Annotated in this window: 19 protein-coding genes and 1 tRNA gene; 14 read left to right on the top strand and 6 right to left on the bottom strand. The window is 61.0% G+C overall.

Annotation, left to right across the window (positions count from 1 at the left end; translation table 11 throughout):
* Window positions 1–39 precede the first annotated feature (39 nt).
* The 3 genes from ACOGJC_RS18195 to katG are packed head-to-tail and all read left to right on the top strand — an operon-like array spanning window position 40 to window position 3644.
* Entirely contained in the window at window positions 40–912 is an 873-nt protein-coding gene (locus ACOGJC_RS18195; protein WP_419846403.1) for a metallophosphoesterase family protein, read from the top strand.
* Between the two features lie 55 nt (window positions 913–967).
* On the top strand, window positions 968–1417 hold the full coding sequence (locus tag ACOGJC_RS18190) for a Fur family transcriptional regulator (protein WP_419846402.1): 450 nt from the start codon (window positions 968–970) through the stop codon (window positions 1415–1417).
* 43 nt (window positions 1418–1460) lie between these two features.
* The gene (katG, locus tag ACOGJC_RS18185; protein ID WP_419846401.1) at window positions 1461–3644 is read left to right on the top strand and encodes a catalase/peroxidase HPI; all 2184 of its coding nucleotides are present in this window, start codon (window positions 1461–1463) and stop codon (window positions 3642–3644) included.
* Window positions 3645–3752: 108 nt separating this feature from the next.
* Here katG and ACOGJC_RS18180 read toward each other — a convergent pair whose 3' ends face one another.
* Complete coding sequence (locus tag ACOGJC_RS18180; RefSeq protein WP_419846400.1) at window positions 3753–4958, bottom strand: serine hydrolase domain-containing protein; 1206 nt, start codon at window positions 4956–4958, stop codon at window positions 3753–3755.
* 350 nt (window positions 4959–5308) lie between these two features.
* Between ACOGJC_RS18180 and ACOGJC_RS18175 the strand changes: the two genes are divergently transcribed.
* The 7 genes from ACOGJC_RS18175 to ACOGJC_RS18145 all read left to right on the top strand — a co-directional run bounded on the left by ACOGJC_RS18175 (window position 5309) and on the right by ACOGJC_RS18145 (window position 11610).
* Complete coding sequence (locus tag ACOGJC_RS18175) at window positions 5309–6529, top strand: amidohydrolase family protein (RefSeq protein WP_419846399.1); 1221 nt, start codon at window positions 5309–5311, stop codon at window positions 6527–6529.
* Between the two features lie 63 nt (window positions 6530–6592).
* Window positions 6593–7426 (top strand): hypothetical protein, encoded by an 834-nt coding sequence (locus tag ACOGJC_RS18170; protein WP_419846398.1) that lies wholly within the window; start codon window positions 6593–6595, stop codon window positions 7424–7426.
* Entirely contained in the window at window positions 7423–8619 is a 1197-nt protein-coding gene (locus ACOGJC_RS18165; protein WP_419846397.1) for a CaiB/BaiF CoA transferase family protein, read from the top strand. The genes ACOGJC_RS18170 and ACOGJC_RS18165 overlap by 4 nt, the downstream gene beginning before the upstream one ends.
* Before the next feature lie 54 nt (window positions 8620–8673).
* Entirely contained in the window at window positions 8674–9030 is a 357-nt protein-coding gene (locus tag ACOGJC_RS18160) for a hypothetical protein (protein ID WP_419846396.1), read from the top strand.
* 173 nt (window positions 9031–9203) lie between these two features.
* Window positions 9204–10406, top strand: a complete 1203-nt coding sequence (locus ACOGJC_RS18155) for an aromatic ring-hydroxylating oxygenase subunit alpha (protein ID WP_419846395.1) — start codon at window positions 9204–9206, stop codon at window positions 10404–10406.
* 21 nt (window positions 10407–10427) lie between these two features.
* On the top strand, window positions 10428–11330 hold the full coding sequence (locus ACOGJC_RS18150) for an alpha/beta fold hydrolase (RefSeq protein WP_419846394.1): 903 nt from the start codon (window positions 10428–10430) through the stop codon (window positions 11328–11330).
* A 13-nt stretch (window positions 11331–11343) separates the two neighbouring features.
* The gene (locus ACOGJC_RS18145; RefSeq protein ID WP_419846393.1) at window positions 11344–11610 is read left to right on the top strand and encodes a hypothetical protein; all 267 of its coding nucleotides are present in this window, start codon (window positions 11344–11346) and stop codon (window positions 11608–11610) included.
* 360 nt (window positions 11611–11970) lie between these two features.
* Here the strand turns inward: ACOGJC_RS18145 and ACOGJC_RS18140 are convergent, their stop codons facing one another.
* The 5 genes from ACOGJC_RS18140 to ACOGJC_RS18120 all read right to left on the bottom strand — a co-directional run bounded on the left by ACOGJC_RS18140 (window position 11971) and on the right by ACOGJC_RS18120 (window position 17086).
* Window positions 11971–12726: an ABC transporter permease gene (locus ACOGJC_RS18140; RefSeq protein ID WP_419846392.1), complete on the bottom strand. Its 756-nt coding sequence runs from the start codon at window positions 12724–12726 to the stop codon at window positions 11971–11973.
* 74 nt (window positions 12727–12800) lie between these two features.
* A complete protein-coding gene (locus ACOGJC_RS18135) occupies window positions 12801–13634 on the bottom strand; it encodes an ABC transporter permease (RefSeq protein ID WP_419846391.1) in 834 nt (277 codons plus the stop codon).
* Between the two features lie 86 nt (window positions 13635–13720).
* Entirely contained in the window at window positions 13721–14866 is a 1146-nt protein-coding gene (locus tag ACOGJC_RS18130; protein WP_419846390.1) for an extracellular solute-binding protein, read from the bottom strand.
* A 76-nt stretch (window positions 14867–14942) separates the two neighbouring features.
* Window positions 14943–16157, bottom strand: a complete 1215-nt coding sequence (locus tag ACOGJC_RS18125) for an ABC transporter ATP-binding protein (protein ID WP_419846389.1) — start codon at window positions 16155–16157, stop codon at window positions 14943–14945.
* 101 nt (window positions 16158–16258) lie between these two features.
* A complete protein-coding gene (locus ACOGJC_RS18120; RefSeq protein ID WP_419848272.1) occupies window positions 16259–17086 on the bottom strand; it encodes a 3-hydroxyacyl-CoA dehydrogenase family protein in 828 nt (275 codons plus the stop codon).
* 306 nt (window positions 17087–17392) lie between these two features.
* Here ACOGJC_RS18120 and ACOGJC_RS18115 point away from each other — a divergent pair, with 306 nt between their 5' ends.
* The 4 genes from ACOGJC_RS18115 (at window position 17393) to ACOGJC_RS18100 (ending at window position 20477) form a co-directional block, all read left to right on the top strand.
* Window positions 17393–18631, top strand: a complete 1239-nt coding sequence (locus ACOGJC_RS18115; protein ID WP_419846388.1) for an amidohydrolase family protein — start codon at window positions 17393–17395, stop codon at window positions 18629–18631.
* Window positions 18632–18668: 37 nt separating this feature from the next.
* On the top strand, window positions 18669–19475 hold the full coding sequence (locus ACOGJC_RS18110) for a TetR/AcrR family transcriptional regulator (RefSeq protein ID WP_419846387.1): 807 nt from the start codon (window positions 18669–18671) through the stop codon (window positions 19473–19475).
* A gap of 18 nt (window positions 19476–19493) precedes the next feature.
* On the top strand, window positions 19494–20276 hold the full coding sequence (locus ACOGJC_RS18105; protein WP_419846386.1) for an MBL fold metallo-hydrolase: 783 nt from the start codon (window positions 19494–19496) through the stop codon (window positions 20274–20276).
* Window positions 20277–20389: 113 nt separating this feature from the next.
* Window positions 20390–20477: transfer RNA gene (locus ACOGJC_RS18100), tRNA-Leu, on the top strand.
* The last annotated feature ends 738 nt before the right edge of the window (window positions 20478–21215 follow it).

Raw genomic sequence — 21215 nt, 5'->3', positions numbered from 1 at the left:
TCCACGACCTGAGGGGAGCAGTTCTGGAATACTCAGGAGGTGTTTCGCGTCACCCAGTTTTCAGATACGCACTTCAGCACCAACCCAGAAGGGGAGTCGCGCAATACCGACGACACCTGGGACGCAGTGTTTGCCGACGCGTTCGACTCTGCTCGGCCGACACCGGATCTGGTGGTGATCACCGGCGACATCGCCAACGACGGCTCTGAGGCCGAGTACATGAAGATTGCTGAAAAGTTCGATCGTATACCGGTTCCCGCCGTCGTGTGTCCGGGAAATCACGACCGGCAGGTGCCCTTCGACGCCATTTTGCCTCGGCCGGGGCTGAGCAACGGGCGCACTTGGAGGGTCGAGAACTGGCTGTTCCTGTTCGCCGACTCCAATGCCGACGGGCGAGAGCGTCGCCCAGATGGCTCTCTGGTAGACACCGAGGATCGGACCATGCAGCATGGACGCTTCGGAGACCCCGAGGTTGCGTGGATGGCTGAGACCGTGGGGCAAACTGATGCCGACCACGCCTTCGTCTGGACTCACCACCCGCCAGGAGTGGTCGGCTTCTTTAGGAGTCCCGACCATGACGCTGAATTCGCCCGACTGATCGAGATGGCTCCCGCCATCCGCGGGGTCGGGGCTGGCCACACCCACACCAACACGATCTTGGAGTGTGCGGGGCGCCCCATCCACCAGTGCCCTTCACTCTCGGTCAACTTGGACATGGGGGAGAACACCACTCTCCCGCCTGGATACCGCACATACGAGTTCGCCGAAGACGGCTCGATCACGAGCGAAGCACACCTCGTTGGGGAAGACCGGTGGCCGAGGAGCCAACTCCCCGTACTTGCTCAGCGCATGCTCCGCGGCGAGATCAGCTATGAGGAGATGAAGGCCGAGCAGGCTGCAGATATATTCTGAAAATAGATAAGATAGAATTTTTGAATTAGTCCAGAGTTGTTGCTATAGTGTCCCCATGGGATCCAGCGACACTCCCTCTCCCGCCGATCTGTTGCGGCAGCACGGCTTGCAGGTCACCGCTCAGCGGATTGCTGTCATCCGTGCCGTTTCAGCCAGCCCTCACGGTACCGTTGAGGATGTGGCCGAAGCGGTCCACAACGAGATCGGCGCCATCTCGCGCCAAGCGGTGTATGACTCGCTGGGAATGCTCGCCGAGAAGGGACTGATCCGCCGGATCCAGCCCGCCGGATCGCCAGCCCGCTACGAGGACCGGGTCGGCGACAACCACCACCATCTGATCTGTCGCAGCTGCAATCAGATGGTCGATGTCGACTGCGCGGTGGGCTACACCCCCTGTCTCACCGCGGCCGACGACTCGGGTTATGAGATCGACGAGGCCGAAGTCATCTACTGGGGCCGCTGCCCCGAGTGCTTTGCCGCTGACAAGGAGCCAGCGGCCCAATGAACCAACCAACAATCCACACAACTCAAACTCAAAGGAGAGTCCAATGACAGAAAGTGCGAACCAATGCCCGTTTTCTGGAGCCAATACCGCCAAGGGAACCTCGGCCACCGAGCAGTGGTGGCCCGAGCAGCTGAACCTCAAGATCCTGCACCAGCACTCACCTGAGGCCGATCCGATGGGAGACGACTTCGACTACGCCGTCGAGTTCGAGTCCCTCGATCTGGCGGCAGTGAAGCAGGACATCGCCGATGTGCTGGTCGATTCCAAAGAATGGTGGCCCGCCGACTACGGCCACTACGGCCCGTTGATGATCCGCCTCACCTGGCATGCCGCCGGCACCTACCGGATCGGCGACGGCCGCGGCGGGGGCGGCACCGGGGCGCAGCGGTTCGCCCCGCTGAACAGCTGGCCCGACAACGCCAGTTTGGACAAGGCCCGCCGGCTGCTGTGGCCCGTCAAGCAGAAGTACGGCCGCAAGCTGTCGTGGGCCGACCTGTTGATCCTGGCCGGCAACGTGGCCCTGGAGTCGATGGGACTTGAAACATTTGGCTTCGGAGGCGGCCGTCCCGACATCTGGGCGCCGGAGGAAGACGTCTACTGGGGCTCGGAGAACGAGTGGCTGGGAGATGAGCGCTACACCGGCGAGCGCGAACTGGAGACCCCGCTAGGGGCGGTGCAGATGGGCCTCATATACGTCAATCCCGAGGGTCCCAACGCCAATCCCGACCCGATTGCGGCCGGGATCGACATCCGGGAGACATTTGGGCGCATGGCCATGGACGACGAGGAGACTGTGGCGCTGATCGCCGGCGGCCACACCTTCGGCAAGGCCCACGGCGCGGCCCCCGACACCTACGTCGGGGCTGACCCCGAAGCAGCCAGCCTCGAAGAGCAGGGTCTGGGCTGGAAGAACACCTTTGGCACAGGTGTGGGCGCCGATGCCATCACAAGCGGACTCGAAGGCGCATGGACCAACGATCCCGCCCGGTGGGACAACGGTTTCTTCGACAACCTGTTCGGCTACGAGTGGGAGCTGACCCAGAGCCCCGCTGGCGCCCACCAGTGGCGTCCAACCGACCGGGCCGCCGATGACACCGTGCCCGACGCCCATGATCCGGCCAAGCGGGTGGCGCCGATGATGCTGACCACCGACCTGGCCTTGCGGTTCGACCCCATCTACGAGCCGATCTCGCGCCGCTTCCACGAAAACCCCGACGAGTTGGCCGACGCCTTCGCCCGGGCCTGGTTCAAGCTGACCCACCGCGACATGGGCCCGGTGGCCCGCTACCTCGGCCCCGAGGTTCCCGAAGAGGAGCTGATCTGGCAGGACCCGGTGCCCGCCCCCCAGGGCGAGCCCATCGGCGCCGATGAGATCGCCGACCTCAAGGCCCGGGTCCTGGGCTCGGGGCTGTCGGTGTCCCAGCTGGTGTCCACCGCTTGGGCCTCGGCCTCAACGTTCCGAGGCACCGACATGCGTGGCGGGGCCAACGGGGCTCGCGTCCGGCTCGCACCGCAAAGCGGCTGGGACATCAACGTACAGTCCGGCACAGCCGAAGTGGTGGGTGCCCTCGAGCAGGTGCAGACCAACTTCAACGCCCAAGGCGGCAAGCAGGTCTCGCTGGCCGATGTGATCGTGTTGGGCGGGTGCGCCGCCGTGGAGAAGGCGGCCCGCGACGCCGGCCACGATGTGGCGGTTCCGTTCTCGCCGGGGCGCACCGACGCCACCGCCGAGCAGACCGATGTCGATAGCTTCGCCGTGCTCGAGCCCACCGCCGACGGCTTCCGCAACTACCTGGCCGACTTCCACAAGCGGCCCGCCGAGGAGCTGCTGGTGGACAAGGCCTTCTTGCTCAACCTGACCGCCCCGGAGATGACGGTGCTGGTGGGCGGAATGCGGGCGCTCGACGCCAACGCCGGCCAGTCCCAACACGGTGTTCTCACCGACCGGCCAGGCACCCTGACTAATGACTTCTTCACCAACCTCCTGACGATGGACACCGAGTGGCAGGCCTCAATCGATGAGCCCGGCGCCTACGAGGGCCGGGACTGCGCCACCGGCGAGCTCCGCTGGACGGCCACCGCGGCCGACCTGGTGTTCGGCTCCAACTCGCAACTCCGGGCAATCGCCGAGGTGTACGGGTGCGACGACGGCGAGGAGAAGTTCGTCAACGATTTCGCCTCAGCCTGGGCCAAGGTCATGAACCTGGATCGGTTCGACCTGACCTGAGCCCAGTAACGGCCAGCCGGCCAGCGGGATCCCCCTCTCCCGCTGGCCGGCAGCCGTCAATCTCATAGAACCGCAGGCAATCAGCGCGATAGGGCGCCCTTTTTAGAGTCAGGACTCTCGATGTGCCACCGGGAGCGGACGTACCCACGTGTCATAGCGCGACCGCTGGTACCCGAGCACCCTGTACACGGCGTCAATCAGCGACTGAGCAGTCGGACCGATCGCGACGTCAGGTGCCGCTTGATTCATGATGTAGGCGAAAGACAGCCCGGCGGGCACGTCTCCAAAGCCGATCGACCCGCCCATACCATTGTGACCGAACGCTGCTGCGCTAAGTGACATCCGAAACGGAGGGTGCACTTGCACGGGACTGCGAACGCCCTTGACGTAGCCCAACGACCACCGGTTCGCGCCTAGGAGGACTTGATCCACGAGCACCGCCGATTGAACCTCCTCCATTTGGTTCAGATCCTCAGCATCGAAGCTGAACCGGCCGATCCGATGGTCCCATACGATCGCGCGATAGACGCTGGCTAGGGAGCGGGCGTTACCGACGAATCCGGTGGATGGCACCACGGCGGCGAGAGCCCTGGACGAGTTCCACTCATCAGGCAGGAAGTACCCCCCGTTGTTGTCCAAGGCGAGCCCGGTAATACAGGTCGGATCTTTCGCCGCCACCTCGAAGAATGGCGGGAGTAGTTCCCCTGGCTGCGGCTCGGGAGCCGGAAGGAGCTGGGTCACCCGATGATGTTCAGGGGCAGGCAGGCCGAGACAAAGGTCGAGCTCAAGAGGCCCGGCTACCTCGGTCGCAAAGAACTCATTAATCGGCTGTCCTGAGACTCGCCGAACGACCTCACCGACGAGGAAGCCGAAGGTCAGCGCATGATAACCGGAAGCACAGCCTGGCTCCCACAGCGGCTCTTGGGCAGCAAGACGTTCCACCATGTAGTCCCAGTCATAGAACCCACCGGGCTTCACTGGTTCCCGCAGCCCGGGTAGCCCCGCTTGGTGGCTGAGGAGATGGCGGACGAGGATGCCTTCTTTGCCCGCAGCAGCGAACTCTGGCCAATACGTGGCGACGGGCTCCTCAAAGTCAAGTTCCCCGGCGGAGGCCAGGAGGTGCGCGCACAAAGCGATAAGTCCCTTCGAGCAGGACATCATGACGCACAATGTGTCCTTCTCCCAGGGTGTAGCGCGATCCGCCGTTGCCCACCCGCCCCACAAATCGACCACGGTCTCGCCGTGGACCGTCACAGCGACCGAGGCGCCCAGGTCACCCCGCTCAATGAAGTTGCGCTCGAACTCTTCAGCCACGGAGGCAAATCGCGGGTCACAGTATCCCTCTACATCGCCGGGCTTGTTCACGATGGCGGCGCCTCCCGGACAGGTGGACTCACAAAACCGATGCACCAACCTATCGATTGATTGGGAGCCAACGTTGCCGAGACTGTAGCCATAGGCACTTCGGAAAGTCAAGAGCGAGAATCAGGCCAGGCAAAGAGGTCCGCAAGAACCACGCGCTCAAACCCTTGTGGTCAAGGCCCAAGTTGACGAGGCGGCGCGAATTCCGTTAGGCTATCGATCGATAGGCTGTGTCCCTTCGGGCCCTAGTCCCCCAGTGAGAAACTCGGGGATCGGCGCTGACCACGATCGGAGTTCGCCCAATGGCCAACATCGACTATTTGGTGTTCTCGGCTGACAATCACGTCGACGAGGACGACGATGCGCTCCAAGCCCGGCTGCCGGATCACCTGAAGCCCGAGGCGCCCCGCTGGGAGGAGCGTGACGGGCAGAAGTTGCGCATCGTCCCGGGTCTCGGCGTCATCAACGCGGACATCGCCATGCGCTTCGTCGAGAATGCCAGCGACGAGGTTCGCGCCAGAGAGTACCGGACCGACCCAACGGGAGGCCGTGACCTGGCTGTGCGGCGAATGAAGCAGGAGGCCGACGGAGTTGGTGCTGAGGTGGTGTACCCGAATCGATACCTGGCGCTGACTGCGCACCCAAATCCCGAATACCAGGTGGCGATGGCGCGCATCTATAACGACTTCCTTGTCGAAACGTTCTTCAGTGAGCCCGATCGCTATGTGCCGGTCGCCATCCTACCGGTGGGGGATGTCGAAGGTACTGTGACGGAGATCGAGCGAATTGCCGGCATGGGTTTCAAGGCGATGTTGATGCCCCCTTCGATCCCGTGGCTTCCGTACTTCCTTGACTTGTACGAGCCCGTGTGGCGGGCGCTCGACGAAACCGATTCCGTCCCGGCGTTCCACGTCTTCGCAGGGAATGCATCCTTTGGCGGCGCCGACTTCGCCAACGCCCTGGCGATTTCTCCGGAGTTGCTTGAGCTCGGCCGAGAGGAGCTCAGTACCAAGGATTTTGAACTCACGGGGCTTCAATCGTCGTGGATGGGCATGGCCCACACGGTGATGGGGACCGCAGCCGGGATGTCGCCGCTGTTGCAATTGACCTCATCAGGCGTATTCGATCGCTACCCTCGCCTCCAGTTCGCAATCGTCGAGGCAGAGGCCGGCTGGTTGCCATTCGTCTTGGAGTCGATGGACTACATGCAGGAGCGTCGGCCGGATGTGCGCAAGCTCGAGCTACGGGCAAGTGAGTACTTCCGCCGCCAGGGCCATATCACGTTCTCCTACGACTCGGTGTCAGTAGAATTGATCGGGCGCATCGGCTCCGACCGGATGATGTGGGCGAACGACTACCCCCACGATGAAGGCACCTACCCCAACAGCACACCCACCGTCGCTCGTCTGGTGGACAATCTCGGGGATGCTGTGTCGAAGGACCTACTTTGGAACAACGCGGCTCGTCTCTTTGGCCTCGCGAAAGAGCCGCCGCGGCGCTCCGATTCGGCGCTGTTAAGTTGACGACGAGTTCGCGTCGATGACCGCGCCGGCGCTCTCGTCGGTCCGCAGAACCTCGGGGCCGCAATGACGCTCGACACCCATGAAGTGGTTCGCGAGGAGACCTGCGGTCAGTCTGTGGTCCGGCGGGTGTCGGCAATGCTCGACATCGACCCGACGAGCGTCCTGGCGGGTGGAACGCTGCCTCGCGGTTGGCAGTTCGTCCTGCTCGGCGCCGATACTCGTCGATCCGAGCTGCGAAGCGACGGCTTTGGGGGATTCGGTGTCCGGATGCCAGACCTCGGCCTGCCACGCCTGCTCCTCGGAAGTCGGTCGGTGCACTATGCCCACGATGTGCCGATCGGGGCCAACGTCCGTCGTGTGAGTCGACTCGTGAGCCAGTCGGAGAAATCGACGGCGTCGGGACCGATGGCAGTGGTCACGATCGCTCACGAGATCTGGCTTTCGACATCGGACGCGCCTGCGATCACAGAGGAGCAGACGTACCTACTCCTCGGGGAGTCGCCAGGTGCCCCGCCGTCCGCCGACGGCTCGAAGGAGTTCGAGATTCCGGAGTCGTCGTATATCAGCGTGGTCGTTCCCGACGACACGCTGCTGTTCCAGTACTCGGCGCTGGGGTTCAACTCCCACCGGATCCATCTCGATCGCACCTACGCACGGGAGGTGGAGGGGTTTCCCGATCTCGTGGTCAACGGCGGTCTCAGCACGCTCCTGCTCACCGAGTTCCTCCGCCGCGACATCGGCGTCACCCCGAACCGAGTCGACCTGCGCTACAGCGCCCCGTTGTTCGCACAACGACCGATCACACTCACCGGAGACGAGCGCGACGACCACTACGAGTTGCGCGCGCTCGACGACACCGGTCGCGTGGCCGTCGGGATGAAGGCCTTCGTCCGATGACGGGGCCTGCGCTCGACGGACTGCACGTCCTCGACTTGACCACCGTCGTCGTCGGCCCGGCATGCACGTTGCGCCTCGCTCAGTACGGCGCCGACGTCATCAAGGTCGAGGGCCCGAACGGCGACCTCATGCGAGGGCTCGGCGGGGAGTCGCCGACCGGTCAGCACTCTGGCACCTATCTCCACCTCAATCGGGGCAAGCGGAATCTCGGCCTCGACCTCAAGGCCCCCGAGTCTCAACCGGTCGTCGAGCGCCTTCTCGAGTGGGCTGACGTGGTCGTCGCGAACATGCGGCCCCAGGCACTCGAGCGACTGGGCCTCGATCCCGTCGCGGTGGTCGATCGGTTTCCACGCGCCATCTACTGCTTGATCACCGGGTTCGGAACAGACGGCCCCTACGCTGGCCAGCCCGCGTACGACAGCGTTGTCCAAGGCGCGAGCGGCATCGCTGGGCTGATGCTCGAACGCGACGGCACCCCTCGGTACGTCCCGTTGCTCCTCTGCGACCACATCGTCGGCGAGATCGCAGCCGGCTCGATCCTGGCGGCCCTGCACCAGCGTGAGCACACCGCCCGCGGATGTCTGATCGAGGTACCGATGTTCGAGACGATGGCGGCATTCGTCCTTCACGAGCACCTCGCCCAGCACAGCTTCGACCCTCCGGTCGGACCGCCCGGCGACCGGAGGCTCCTCACTCCTCATAATCGACCCGTTCAGACACTCGACGGATGGATCGCCTTCACCGTCAACACCGACGCACAGGTGCGAGCGTTCCTCGAAGTCACCGGACGCCGCGAGCTCGTCGGCGACCCGCGCTTCTCGTCGGTCGCCGCTCGAGCGACGAACGTCGTCGACTGGTTCGTGGTGCGCGGGGCTCCGCTCACCGAGCGATCCACGGCCGACTGGCTGGAGCTCCTCGGATCGGTCGACATCCCTGCCCAGCCCATACACACCCTCGAGACGTTGCCGAGCGATCCCCACCTCACCGCGGTCGGTCTGCTTGGCGACGAGGAACACCCGACCGAAGGCCGCGTCGTGCGCATCCGCCCGACGATCGGATTCGATGGCAAGTACCCGGACGGCGGTGCGCCAGCTCGCCCTCGGGGTTGTGACACCCACGACATACTCGGCGAGCTCGGCTTCGAAGCCGACCAGGTTCGCGACCTCCTCGCGAGCAGGGCGGCGTTCGAGTGACGAGGCGTTGTCCGCCGAACCGGGTGTCGTACTAGTGCACAATGGAGGTGCCGAATGGCGACAAAATGGGAATACCTGATCGTGACTTATGAGCAGGTCGCGAGGGAGTCCGAGAAGGAGGGGGTTCGGTGGGATTTCGAGAACGCCCACTACATCTGGCGACCTGGCGACACCTTCGCTGAGAAGCGAACGGAGGGCAAGCAAGGTGATTCCGAGCTCGCTGTCGAGGGGGCTAGTGTCGTCGGGTGGCTTGCCCTCTGCAACGAGCTAGGGGACGAGGGATGGGAGCTTGTCGAAAGCCAAACAATGGCTTCGGCCGTCATCTCACTCGCACAAGGCTTCCACGAGGTCACTACGCCCTTGCGGATTTACTATTCGTTCAAACGACCGGTCGATCGCCTTGACACGTAATCTATCGACCGATAGGCTACCTACGTGTTGCTCGTCCCGATCGCTGATTCAACGACCTGAATGACCGCATTCACAGCGATGACGTGCCGTGGGAGGCGTGGCGCCGGGCACACGTACAGATCGAAAGGGGATGGGGAACCGGGCATTCACCAGCACCGCACCCCCGACAAGAGATGGCTACAGACGAGCGAAGTGCCCTCCTAACCGAGGATGAACGGGAGGCCGTGTGGCGGCCGATCGAAGAGGCCTTGACCTTGCCTAACCGAGCATTTACCTGCGAGGCGTGGTTCGCAGTGGAGGCAGAAAAGATCTATCGCCAATCTTGGGTAGCGTACTGCTTCGAGCACGAACTGCCTCACGAAGGTGATGTCATGCCACGGGACATCATCGACTTTCCGCTCATGGCTGTTCGTGGCACGGACGGAAAGGTGCGGGTCTTCCACAACGTGTGCCCCTACGACAGTTGTCCGGTGGTCCTGGAACAACAACACCGCCGTGAATTTTTGCGTGTCCCCTATCATGGCTGGCTCTACGACTTGAACGGAAGACTTGTAGGGATCCCATATTGGGACGGCACTCCTGAAGGCAGCCTTGCCTCACTGGGTGAACGCCGAGCCGACCTTCTGCCCGTTGCGTGCGAGACGTTCATGGGTATTGTCTTTGTAAGCTTGGCGGAGCAGTCCGAGCCTTTTGCCAGTTATATCGCGCCGCTCGCCGAAATCTTGGAGCCATGGGATCTCGCGTCGGCGTCGCCCGGCCGCATGTCGATGGGTGAGGGTGAAACCACTTTCAGCTACGAGGTGGCTGCGAACTGGAAGACATACTATGAGAACACGTGCATAAACGTTCTCCACGAAGCGTTCGCACACACGCTTTATGCTGATTCACCCGAGGTGCCGCGCGTACATGATGGCGTGAAGACCTATTGGGATCATGTCGATCGAAACTTCTTGGCACTCTCCTATAAGGCCGAAGATTTCGCGAATACGTATCCGTTTCTAGACATTCCACATCTTGGCCGCGAAGAGGAACCAGTCAATGCCTATTATGGCGCACTCTTCCCAAACCTTCACATCGGTATTGCGCCCGATTCGATTGTTGCCGTGCTCGCGTTCCCGGAGCGGCCAGACCATACGACACTCTACGAGTCATACTACTTTCGCCGAGACGCCGCGACGGATCCGACCTTACGAACTTCGCGGGAAGTGCTCTACCATTTGTGGCGAATGGCGCATTTGGAGGATCAGCGCGTTATCGAGGGAGTACAACGCGCTCGGCACTCACCCGCCGTCAATCAGATGTTCTATGCACCATTTTGGGACGTCATGCATCACGCGTTCAGCCAGATGGTTCTCGAAGCGCTAGGGGAGAAATAGCTCCGAGAAAGGGGGCAAAGCATGCCGACCACCCGCGGAGACGGACGTGTCGAACTCCACTACGTAGATTCAGGCCCGCGAAACGCTGAGGCGGTCATCCTCATTCATGGACTAGGACAGCAGCTCGTGCAATGGGACGTGATCGGGTTGACCAACCGGCTCCTCGAGAGCGGAAGGCGGGTAGTGGCATACGACCAACGCGACTGCGGGTTGTCGATGCGATTCGAGACGGCGGAGTTGCCGTCCTTCAGCGAACTTCAAGGCCGTCTGGAGCGTGGACAGCCCGTTTCGCTGCCATATGGACTCGAGGACATGGTTGACGATGTCTTCTGTGTCATGGACGCCTGCGGCGTCGAGTCCGGGACCGTGGTCGGCCACTCGCTCGGCGGAGTGGTGGCGGCGCTGGCCGCGCTGAGCAGGCCTGACCGGTTTGAGGGCCTGGTTATCATCTCTGCGTCGCTAGAGAAAACAGAGCGACTGGGACCCCGCCCGCCGGGGAGGATGGCAGTCATCGAGGAGGTGTGTACTCCGCAGTACATGCCCGAGTTCACGTTCGAGTCTGTCAGTTGGCTCCAGTGGGTCCAGTCGAGTCCGACATTCCCAATGCCCGGCGACGTCGCTGCCAGGGCCGCCCGATCAATGATGGAGCGTGGATATGACGCAGCCGGAAATCTCAGAAACCTCGCGGCCTTCATTGCATCTGACGTCACAGCTGAACGGCTGGCTGAACTTGAGGTCGATACGGTCGTCATCCACGGTTCAGAAGACCCCCTGCTGCCGCTCAACTACTCGGAGGACCTCGTGGCGAAGATCCCAGGCGCCGAGCTACGGGTATACCACGGCGCAGGGCACAACATGACTCCGGCTCAGGTTCCCGAACTCGTCGCCGACATTCTCAGCCTTTCCGAAGGCATAGCAAATTGATAGGAAGAGGACTATGAGTACTGAACAAGTTCCCGAGGCCTGGGTTCGCATACCTACAGAAGAAGAAATACGTGATCAGTTCGCTTCGGGCACAAGAACAGTCAATGAGGACTACGGTTTTATTCCGGCTATGGCGCGGCTCATCTCTACCCATGACAGAATTGGCCCGGCATTCTCTGCCTTGAGTCGGGAAGTAATGCACAACACTGAGTTTCTCAGCCAACAAGAATGCGAAATGATTGCGGCAGTTAGTTCGGCTGCCCAGGACTGCCACTATTGAACACAATCTCACGTAGAGTTTCTACGTGCAGAAGATGGCGATCCTGCTCTAGTAGACGCAATCGCACAGAAACGTTGGCGTGAAGTCGTCGGCCTTTCTGACCGCCAGACAGCACTATGCACTCTGGCTGAGAAGCTGAGCGCTACTCCAACTCGCATGGTAGAGAGTGATTGGCAACCACTACGCGACTTGGGATTCAATGACAGGGCCTGCTTGGAAGTGGCGCATATCGTTGGGCTGTTCAATTACCTGACACGGTTAGCGGATGGCTTAGGTTTGCAACTGGATGCCACTACTCAATTGGCGTCAGAGACAGGCATAAAGCTGGGCACTCCTCGGGAAACACAAGAGTTGTAGAATTCAACCCTGCTCTTCCAGCCCGGGAACCGCCATGGTGGTGCCGCGTGCAGCAAGCCGGTTGCGGACCAGGGTCACAACGCCGATGATGACGACCGCCGACACAAGGAGAAAACTCGACGCGGCCGTCACGATGGGTGTAGTCCCCTGAAAGGCCGCCAGAAACATCTTGACCGCGAGCGGAGTGCGGTCTGGCGCGACCAGAAATATCGACATCTGGACTTCGTCGAGCACCAAGAGGAATGCCAGGGCACCGCCCGCCAGCGCGGACGGCGCCACCATTGGAACGGTGACAAAGGCCAATGTACGCAATCGTCCCGCGCCGCAGGACAAAGATGCGAGCTCGATTCGCGAATCCATGCGGAGGGCTACGCCCGAAACCAACAAGGCAACCAGGGGAGCAGAGAGGAGTGCGTTTGCTACGACGAATGCGAAGAGATTGCCAACAAGACCATATTCGAGCGCCACGCCGTAGAAGGACACCGCGAGAATGATCACGGGAACGATCAGAGGACCAACCAGTAGCGGGTAGAAGATCGGCCGCATGCGAGAATGCACACGCGCGAACGCTATTCCGGCAAGTCCGCCGACAACGGACGACACGGCAGCTGTCATAATCGCGATCGAGAATGTCAGAAGGGTGGAAGACCGCCACGACCTATTGGCCAAGAACTCACGGAACCAACGACTCGAGACATCGGTTGGCGGGAACGTGAAGAATTCACCAGGATCGAGCGCAGACAAGACTGGAATCAACATCGGGAGCGAGAGCATGAGGAGAGTCGCCACCCCAATGACTCGAAACAGCCGGACATCAAACGGACGTGAGCTCTTCATCGTAGATAACGCCGGGTTAAGAGGAGCAGGCCGCCAAAGAACAAAAGGAGGAGTAGCGTCGTGCCGAGTAGGGTTACGCTCATTGCCTGAGCCCGTTGCAAGTCGAAAGTCTGATAAATCTGCTGCCAAATGAGGTTACTTATGAGCTGAGTGCGTGGCCCTCCAAGAATCGCAGGTGTTATGAAGAACCCCAGGGTAATGATGAAGACCGCCGCAGTTGCAGCGACAATCGTAGGCGCGAGCATCGGCAGTTTGACTAGAAGAAGTGTCCGAAGTCGGCTCGCACCGAGGCTCAATGATGCTCGGCTCAATCGTTCGTCATAACGAATCACCGCTGCATAGATGGGCAAAATCATGATTGGAAGCATCACCTGCACCATGCCCAGGGTCACCGCCAGCCGGGAAAACAGCAGCTGTTGGGGTCCATACCCGAAAAGATCGGCAACACGGTCCACCAGCCCGTCACGCACGAAAACGCCGTACCATGCATAAGTCCGGGCGATCACGCTGCTCCAGAGGGGTACAACAACCAATGCAAGCAGAAAGGGTCGAGTGCGCGATGAGCAGCTCGCGATGAATTCCGCGGTGGGATAGGCAAGGACAAGCGAGATGAGACTAACGACGGCAGCGGTCGTGAAGGTGCGGATCAACACCGTCCGGAAAAGTTCGTCGGCGAGGATCTCGCGGTATGCCTCAGCGAACTGCCTGTTTGCCTCAGGATCAGATCGAAAGCTGTTGATGACCGATTCGGACAGGGGTAATACAAACCCAACCGACATCATGGCCAGAAATGGCAGTGACAGCGCCACGATGAGCGCCGGCCCGTACATCGGAGCGCGACGCCGTACAGCCCAGCGTGGGGGCCCCGTAGGCGTCGCGCTCCGGGATGAATTCAAGGGTCGTTGCGGTTAACCGGCTAACTGGCGACCCATGCGTTCCACCGCGAAAGTAGCTCGTCGGCGTTCTCTTGAACGTATTCCAAAAAGTCGGAATCGACCATGAAGAGCTCCGGATGGAGCGTATTGAAATCATCAATACCTAGGTCCAGAGCCGCCTGAGCCCCCGCGTTGGTTGGAGGGCCATAGGTTGAAAGTGAAGCAAAGACAGCCTGCTGCTGTGGGTTCGAGAGTACATATTCCATAAACTCGAACGCGACCTCTTTGTTTGGCGCTCCCTTCGGTACGCAGAGGCGCGCCCCAGACAGGAATGTCTTGTCGGTGGGATACACATTCGCCACTGGAGCCCCTTGCTGCATTAGTTGGAAAGTGCGCCCGTCGGCGAGCATCATCATGTCGACCTCGCCCGACCGCAGCAGGTCCTGCCCCTGCGTAAACCCGCTGAAGAAGGCCCGAACATCCGGCCGAATTCGGTCGAGCACCTCATAGGCGCGGTCCAGGTCCAGGGGAATCAGGCTCTCCGGATTGGGATCCACACCGTCTGAGATGAGTGCCACGGTGGCAATTCGCCACGCCGAGAACAGGCCGAGGTCAAACATCCCCCTCGCTCCTGGGAACGTTGTGGTGTCGAAGAAGTCTGCCCAAGAGGTGGGTCCCCCATCCGGATACGTGTCGGTCCGGTACGCAATGTTGGGCAATACTGCGAACTCAGTGAAGATTGATCGGCTGGCCGCCTCCCCCGAGTCCTCGATGACGTAATCTGACGTGGATTGGACCACCGACGTGTCAAGCTCCTCGTACAGTTCTGGACGCGCGACGACATCAGCGGTGAGGCAGTCAACTAGGTCCCAAAGGACATTGCCCGAACTCACCTGAGCCTCCAGTGCACCCACCTGCTGACCCGCCTCAACAATCTCGATCTCTGTGCCCGTCTCGATGGAGAAGGGAACCAGGAACGCTGCGTTCATATTTGTGGTCACACTGCCACCGGCGGGCACTATGACCAGCTTTCGATCGCCTTGAGGGGCGCCGTCGTCGTCATCGTTACCACACGCGGCCCCGACCAATGCGATAACGACCAACACGACGAAGGCTGTAAGCAGCCTCCATCTCCGGCCACTGCGCACACCGCGTGACCATTGGTTCATTTGTTCATGCTGTTTCATTTGTTTATCCCCCCATAAGAGTTGTGGATCATTCAATAATTTCTTTGTTCATGCCGATTCATTTGCTCATACCAACCTAAGGACTGTGGACCATACAATCTTGTTCATGATGCATATCTTCGTCTTCTACCTGAGGCTGCTGCTGTACTTGCGATTCGTGTTGTGTCGATGCCAGAACCCATGCATCAACGGCCTTCCACCTCAGACGGACTTGGTCGCCAACACGTTCATCTGGTTTGTTGGGCACAAAGGCCTGTACGTCACCAAGTGCCGTCGATACACTGCACCTCCAAGTGCTCCCGGCAAATACCAGGCTCTCGACGCGCCCGACAACGCTCATCTCGTTTGTGGAAATTTCGGAGTCGGTTGCAGCCGATATCTCCACCTTCTCTGGGCGAAACACCAATAGCCCCTGTGATTCACCGCACGCCGAGACGCGGGCTGAACTACGTACTTCGAACGTGCCTCCTGATGCCAGGCGCACAACCGCCAACCCTGCTTTTGGATGTTTCACACGAACACTCAAACGGTTGGCCGAGCCGATAAAGCTCGCTACGAACTCTGTTGCCGGACGCTCGTATAGTTCCCTAGGGGTGCCGACTTGTTCTAGTCTACCGTCCTGCATCACAACGACTCGGTCGGCCATAGTCAAGGCCTCGTCTTGGTCGTGAGTAACATAGAGAAGGGTGGCACCGACCTTTCGGTGGAGGTTTCGCAACTCGACCTGCATACGTTCTCTCAATGCTCTGTCAAGCGCGCCCAGCGGTTCATCCAACAGCAGAACAGATGGCTGGTATACAAGGGCTCGCGCCAACGCGACTCGCTGCTGTTGACCTCCTGAGAGTTGGCTGGGGCGTCGCGCACCTAAGCCCTCGAGTCCAACTAGTTCCAACGCGTGATTCACCAATTCATTACGGTTTTTTCGCCGCGTTCCGCGTACAGCGAGCGGGTAGGCGATGTTTCCGCGTACGCTCATGTGTGGGAAGAGCGCATAGCTTTGAAACACAACTCCAAAGTTTCTTCTTTGAGGTGGCGTGTTTGTGATATCCGCTTCGCCCGAGAATACTTTTCCAGCAGTAGGTGTTTCGAAGCCTGCGACGATCATGAGTAGGGTGGTCTTGCCGGAGCCGCTTGGGCCGAGAACGGCCACGAATTCGCCCTCCTCAATACCCAGATCCACCCCTTGGAGCGCGTGAACCTCGCGCCCGAAGACCTTGTGCAATCCCTGAACTGTCAGCGCGCTGCCGCGGCTTGGAGCCTTGAGCTCTGGTGCCGGCAGGCCGTGAGCCACAGAGAGTCCTCCTCTCTCGTTCACAGGACCGATTCACTTATCTATCGATTGATCAGTTACGAATGTAGCTGTCGGGACTCGGGGAGTCAAGAACGGGCGGATCAGGCCCATGTGTAGAACCCCTGGCCGGACTTCTTGCCTAGCTTGCCCTCGACAACGAGTGTGCGAAGCAGCTCGGGCGGCTCGAATCGCGGGCCAAGTGTGACTGCCAGGTGCTCTGCGATGCCGAGGCGCACGTCGAGGCCCACGAGGTCGGTGAGCCGGAGCGGGCCGATCGGATGCCTGTAGCCGAGAACCATGCCGGTGTCGATGTCCTCGACGGTGGCGACGCCTGCTTCGACCATCCGGATCGCCTCGAGGCCCAGTGCAAGTCCGAGCCGGCTCGTCGCGAATCCCGGAGAGTCGCGCACGACGATGGCGTGCTTGTCGATCGAATGGGCCCACGCCTGGGCCGTCTCGATTGCCGCAGTCGAGGTGGCTGTACCAGCGACGATCTCGACCAGTTCCGAGATGGGCACGGGATTGAAGAAGTGCATGCCAAGGAACCGCTCCGGCGCACGCAGCGCGGCGGCAAGACCGGTGATCGAAAGCGAGCTTGTGTTGGAGGCGAGCAGTGGTAGCTCTGGGTACGACGCGTCGACTTCCGTCAGGACCCGGCGCTTGAGACCGAATGACTCCGGCACGGCTTCGATCACGAGCTCCGGATCGACGCGGGGCGGCAGGTCAACACGTAGTTCAAGTCGCGACAACGCCGCCGCCACATCTGCATCGGGATCGTGGGCTCGCTTGAACCTTCGACCGAGGCCTTCAACGATCCGTCCGTAGGCCGCTTCGGCAAGGGACGGAGTGGCCTCGACGACGGTCACGCGATCGGCTGCCTCGAGGAGCGTCTGGGCAATCCCGGCGCCCATCGTCCCACCACCGATCACGATGACGTGAGGGCGTGCCGGCAGAGAGGTCCTGGATTCCGTGCTCAAATTCCTGGGCAAGTGATTGTTTAGCGATCTTCCTTGCTATTGCAGGGTAGCCGATCAATCGATAGACTGCCGATGGCAGAGACTTTAGATCCTGGTCGCCGATGACGTCGATCAGGTCTGCGCCCAGCCGAATCACGCTTCCGGTTGGGGTGCGGAAACCGACATTATGGGCGCCGCGGTATCGGGCTTAAAGGGGAGACTCCAGTGCAAGGACAAGAAACGTTCGACGACATGTTCTCTGGTGACTCAGGATTCGGAATGTCGACCGAGCGGGGAACCGTGACGCTTCTTCCCGACCCCGCTCCACGGGAGCTGTGGTGTCCCATTATCTCGGTGGACGACCACGTGCTTGAGCCTCCTGGGACCTTTGTTGACCGCGTGCCCACGGCCGATCGCGACCTCGTCCCCTATGTCGTGACCGACGACGACGGGTTGCCGCATTGGGTGGTCGATGGCGAGCGTTTTCCTCTCATCACGCAGGACTCTGCGGTGGGCCGCCCGCAGTCGGAGTGGACGTTCGCGCCGGCGAAGTTCGAGGAGTTCCGCGCTGGTACGTACGATCCGAAGGCTCGTCTCGCCGACATGGACCTCAACGGGATCTCGGCCTCGCTCAACTTCGCGTCGGCACTCTGGGGGTTCGCGGGGACGCGACTCAACCTCATGAAAGATGAGCGGGCGGCGCTCTTGTCTGTGCGGGCCTACAACGATTGGATGATCGATGAGTGGTGCGGGGCCTGCCCCAGTCGGTACATCCCATGTCAGATCCCGTGGTTGCGCGATCCTGTGCTCGCTGCCGAAGAGGTCCACAAGAACCACGAGCGCGGCTTCAAGGCCGTTTCGTTCTCGGAGAATCCCGAAGGGCAAGGATTTCCCCACTTGTACAGCGAACACTGGGACCCGTTCTTTCGAGCCTGTGAGGAGACGGAGACGGTCATCAACCTTCACATTGGGTCGTCAGGCTCCATCGCGCGGCCTAGCTCGGTTTCGCCCATGATCGTGACCGCCGTGTTGTTCCCCTTGAATGGCCTGTCAGCGCTCGTCGACTGGATCTTCGCGAAGATCCCAATCCGTTTCCCGGACCTGAAGGTGGTCCTCTCGGAGGCCGGAGTCTCGTGGGTGCCCATGATCATCGAGCGGTTGACGAAGGAGTTTCGCGAAATCGAGGGGCAAGGCATGATTTGGGACCCCTGCGATCCGACTCCAGTCGAGATGCTTCATCGCAACTTCTGGTTCACCTCGATCGAGGATCCCTCGGCGTTCCGGATGCTCGACATCATCGGCGAGGACAAGGTGATGCTCGAGATGGACTACCCCCATCCCGATACTTCCTGGCCAGATACCCAGGCCCTCGTTCAAGAGGGCCTCGCCCACCTCGACCCTGAGGTCATCATGAAGTTGTGCTTCGGCAATGCCAGCCGGCTCTACCGTCATGAACCCCCGGCACCCGACCTCATAGCTCGTTCGGTCGTCGGTGGCATGAACGCGCCGGGCTCGTAGGATCCCGACACGTGACGTCGGTCGCGAACATCTCCGGATGGTGCACCAGGTACTGCCCAGGTGTCGCCTAGGCTTCGACGGGGCCAGCGAAGGCGACCGGAGCAACGATGGGGAGATGAAAAGGACGGCGATGAAAAGCTACGACGGCTCGATTCAGGAAAAAGCACGACTCGGCTCCGAGGCCAACGCAAACGCGCCTAGTACCTGGCGCCCGGAAGCCACATCAGATCGCATCCTCTTCGAAGCGGCCCGCTTGTTTGCACAACGCGGGTTCCACGGCACGTCGACGCGACAGATCGCCCGGAATGTCGGGGTCCAGCAGCCGACGCTCTTCCACCACTTCGACTCGAAGCAAGCGATTATGGAACATCTGTTGGTGCTGCAATTCCACCAGGCCGTGGAGTACGCCACCGCGATGCTCGGCGCAGACGGAAGTGGGGCGGCACGTCTGTATAGCGTGCTGCGGTATGACCTCCGGAACGTTCTCAAAGTGCCTCATGACCTGTCCGGAACCGTTGACGACTACATACTCCTCGGTCCCGAGTTTCGTGAGTGGGGTAGGAAGCTAGCGAAGCTCCACAAGGTGTGGCGCGCCCTTATCGAGGAGGGGATTCGGGAGGGGGACTTCGTGGCTTACGACGCGAGCCTCGTCGAGCTGACGATCGATGGGGTGTTCAAGGAGGTCATTCGCTCGGCGGCCCGCCACAACGCCGAAGACAACGTTCCGTCTCCCGACGAACTGGTTCGATTCATGCTCCGTGCGCTGCTCGTCAACCCACACAACCTGGACAAGATTGCTGCGGAGGCCGATCACCTCGATGAAGGGAACCCGATCACACTGTGATATGCGAGAATTAGACCCATGGGAGCAAACCCCGCTCTTCCGGTGATTCCCGAGTGGTTCCGAACCAAGCGAATCGACTCGACAACTAGCCTGCTGTTCGAACCGCATGTCGACCCATTGCTCCGTTGCAACATGTGGCTGGTGCGTGGCCAAACCAGCGATCTCCTAATCGATACTGGAATGGGTATTGTTCCTCTTGAGCCGGTTCTGGAACGCAGTCGGAATAAGCGCCTAATAGTAGTTGCAACTCACTCACACCTCGATCACGTCGGCGGACTCCACGAGTTCGAGGAGCGTTGGGTGCACATTGATGAGGCGAATGACCTATTGGACCCTTCACACGTGTCCTTGGTCGGGGCTGATATGCCCGCCAGCAAGCGCGCAATGTTCAAGCGAGCAGGATATTCGCTCGGCGATTACCTTCTGTCCGCGCTGCCAGCCCGTGGATTCGACATGTCCTTTTTTCGAACGGTACCCACGAGGGCAACGGTGTGTCTTCACGAGGGAGACACCGTCGACCTCGGAGACAGGGCATTTGAAGTTCTGCATCTTCCGGGGCACTCACCAGGCAGCATTGGACTGTGGGATCGGAAGAACTCGGTACTGTTCTCGGGTGACGCCATTTACGATGGCCCGCTCCTTGACGAGCTGCCTGAATCAAATATCGACGACTACTGCCAAACGATGACAAGACTTCGCGCACTGCCAGCCGAAGCGGTCCATGGCGGGCATGAAGAGAGCTTCGGCCGCAGTCGCCTCATCGCGATCGCAGATGCCTATCTCGATCGCCGCAGCGGATAACGCCTCGTCACTCGAACGCCGCCCCGCTCCCGAGGAAGCAGCCGTCAATCTCATAGAGCCCTGGGCATCCGGCGCGATAGGGTGCCCTCTGCGCCGGTTTGCCCGGCGTCCACGTCGGAGTGGCGGAATTGGCAGACGCGCTAGCTTGAGGGGCTAGTGCCCATCACGGGCGTGGGGGTTCAAGTCCCCCCTCCGACACCACCACTGACCCTTGATGCGATCGAGAGCTGAGCACGCCGGTTCTCGTGGTCGTAGAGCACTTCGAGCTGAGCGGTCTCGTAGACGCGGCGGCAGTCCTCAGGCGAAGCAGCCGATAGCAGTGAGATCGCGTCAGCAAGGTTTCGAGCAGCCTCTCGGATCTCGGCCTCGGTGATACCGGTCCCGTGGTTGCTTGGCGCAGCCGTAGCTCGGCAGTCGTGCGTTCGGCGCGGGCCCGCTCGATCCGCCGAGTGAAGCCGGCAAGCGAGTCCGGGTCGCCGCGATCAATGAGGGACGGAACCGGACCTGCTCATCATGAAGATGCATCGCGCAATCCGTGTGATCAATATTTCGACATGGTCCTCAAGCTCGCTGTCTTAAAGTGTTGCATGCCTGCGACGGGCCGGTTCTGGCCCCACAAATGGTCGTGGACCGCCGGACGTTCGGAGCGCTGTTGACAAGGAGTTTTGATCACAGCAATAATTCGTACTCGATCACATCAACGCCGGGTCCTAGCGCGCCGAGGAGGGGGATCCACGATGAGGAACGTTCTTTCGCCAGCGACATCGACGTCCGCCTCCGCGTGCGGTGCGGCGGAAGAACCGGCCTAATGGGCACACCTCGGATGAAGGTCCACAGCGTTGCCGCTTTGCACGAGGCACTCGAGATCCTTCGCGATAGCCCGGATGCTGTGCTGCTCGTGGGTCCAAAGCAGAGCAACTTGCCACTACCACCGCCTAG

It is taken from the genome of Candidatus Poriferisocius sp., from assembly GCF_965204015.1.
Classification (GTDB): Bacteria; Actinomycetota; Acidimicrobiia; order Acidimicrobiales; family Bin134; genus Poriferisocius.
This window is presented reverse-complemented; position numbering and strand designations above follow the sequence as displayed.